The sequence below is a fragment of the Gammaproteobacteria bacterium genome, assembly GCA_029862005.1.
Lineage (GTDB): Bacteria > Pseudomonadota > Gammaproteobacteria.
The window spans coordinates 1-2,146 of the sequence record JAOTYD010000102.1 but is presented as its reverse complement, the minus strand read 5'-3'; the positions used below and the strand labels follow the sequence as shown (position 1 = coordinate 2,146).

Below are 2,146 nucleotides of genomic sequence, written 5' to 3'. Positions count from 1 at the left end.
CACCGTTCGTCGCTCGGGTCACGATGATACTCTGGTCTCCGATCGTCGCGGTGAAGTAATCACCGGTTTGGGTCAGCGCGTCGACGTGGCCGACGCATATCCAGTCGCGGTACCAGATCTCCTCGAGCTCCAGTTTGTAATGATCGGGGTCGTAGTACCAGCTTGCCGGCAGCGACGGCCGAACCTCCTGCAATGTTCTCGTCATGTCTGTAGCCTACCCATCCTCGGCAATATTATATGCTACATACTGGTTCCCTAATCCAGCGATATCAAACGTATACAACGTCGAGTGAGCTAAAGTAACCGAGATGGACATCTACACGACCATGATTGCGGTCAGCATTCTCGTCTATGTCGTCATCGGTAATTATGCCGGCCGGGGGATCAAACGATTGGACGACTATTACGTCGCCTGTCGCCAAGCGCCGACACTGATCATCGTCGGTCCCGATCCGCCCTCGCCCGAGGGCGAGACACTGTCCCTGACCTATCACCCCGTGCCAGACATCGCCTGAGCCGATGTCCGAGGATATCGTTCGGCCCGCAGATGGCCGAACCACCGAGATTCAGGAAGTTGACCAAACGAGGCACCCGGATCAGGTGCCGATTCATGCCGCGACGATCCCGTGTCCACGGCTTACCGGCTCATGCGCTGCTAATACCAGGATGCAGCGATCGTTTTCCACGCCCAGCGCCTCAACCACGCGATAGAAATTCCTATCCTTAAATCCCGACCCAGGTATCGCGAAGTGTGCAAGAAATCCGATGAGTACTACGACGATGTTCTTTGCACTCTCTGCGATGAAATTATTGCAGAGGGTAACTACAAGAATGTAACCAGGGCGGCCGTTGCTACTATGCTGGCATCAGTCACCAATGGCATGTGGCTGTCCTACCTGATCAGCCCGAAGCGCTTCGAACGGCATAGCGCCACCAATGCTGTCGACGAATATCTGCATAGCGTATTTCCGAAACACTATCCTTTGTGAATAAACCTGTAAGTAAGATAAAGTTAAGCGAAGAAGCGCAGCCTGGATGAAATATGACGAAATTGTTTCGAATCACCGCGTACACAGCGGTTTTGATGATTACTGCCTGTGGAAGCGAAACGACTACCGCTACTGGCAGCGAAAAAGTTGTCAACGTCTACAACTGGGCGGATGCCATCGCCCCAGGTGTTGTCGAGCAGTTTGAGTCCGAGACCGGAATCAGTGTCAATTACGACACCTACGCGACATCTGCAACGATCGACGTAAAGCTCTTGACCGGCAATAGCGGTTATGACGTGATCTTCCACGATAACCTGCTCGCCAGCCGCCTGATCGATGTCGGCGTCTACCAGAAAGTTGACCCCGAGCAATTGCCCAATCTCAAGAACCTCGATCCGGAGATAATGCGGCAGCTCGATATTTACGAGTCGGTGCGCGGCTACAACACACCCTATCATTGGGGTACTACGGGAATTTCATGGAACGTTGATATGGTTCGAGAACGATTGCCGAATCAGCCTATGGACACTGCGGCGATACTGTTCGATCCGGAAGTCATCAGCAAGCTCGCAGACTGCGGGGTGAGTTTCTTTGACTCAGTAACCAGCCTGCTCCCGATGGCGCTCGCCTACCTGGAACTCGACCCCAACGCTGTTGATGAGGAGAGCCTTGCGGCCGTTCAGGAAATGTTGCTCGAGGTGCGTCCGTACGTGCGCTATTTCAGTAACGACAAGTTCCTGTCAGATATACCAAACAAGGAACTCTGCGTCGCAATGGCCTGGTCGGGAGATTACGCAAACGCCTTACAACGATCTAAAGAAGCCGGCATTGATATCGACCTCGCTTATTTCATACCTAAAGAAGGTAGTGGCATGTGGATCGATGGCATCTACATTCCGACGGATGCGCCGCACGTCGAGAATGCCCATACATTCTTGAACTTCCTGTTGCGCGAAGATATTGCCTTTAGAAACGCGGATTACTCGAACTACGCGACACCGAATGCGGCTGCGATGAAATTGATCAGCCCGGAATCGCGAAATAACCCGGCCATTTACCCGGACCAGCAAGCCTTGAGCCGCACCTTTCGAGTCGACCCACACGGACCCATGCAGGAACGAGCACGCACCCGCGTGCTGGCTCGTGTAAAGAGCGGT

At 53.5% G+C, this 2,146-nt stretch carries 4 protein-coding genes; 3 read left to right on the top strand and 1 reads right to left on the bottom strand.

From position 1 onward, the window contains the following. Positions 1-205 (bottom strand): Rieske (2Fe-2S) protein (locus OES20_19230; protein MDH3636826.1); only part of this gene is annotated, 205 nt, incomplete at its 3' end. 103 nt (positions 206-308) lie between these two features. Between OES20_19230 and OES20_19225 the strand changes: the two genes are divergently transcribed. The 3 genes from OES20_19225 to OES20_19215 all read left to right on the top strand — a co-directional run. Beyond that, on the top strand, positions 309-515 hold the full coding sequence (locus tag OES20_19225) for a hypothetical protein (protein ID MDH3636825.1): 207 nt from the start codon (positions 309-311) through the stop codon (positions 513-515). A 204-nt stretch (positions 516-719) separates the two neighbouring features. Then, positions 720-989 (top strand): TetR family transcriptional regulator C-terminal domain-containing protein, encoded by a 270-nt coding sequence (locus OES20_19220; GenBank protein ID MDH3636824.1) that lies wholly within the window; start codon positions 720-722, stop codon positions 987-989. 53 nt (positions 990-1,042) lie between these two features. Continuing rightward, a partial coding sequence (locus OES20_19215) for an extracellular solute-binding protein (GenBank protein MDH3636823.1) occupies positions 1,043-2,146 on the top strand: 1,104 nt, incomplete at its 3' end.

What these genes read in the sequence shown, in the direction of transcription:
- OES20_19225 (MDH3636825.1), top strand. Translation starts at nt 309, where the DNA reads ATGGACATCTACACGACCATGATTGCGGTCAGCATTCTCGTCTATGTC.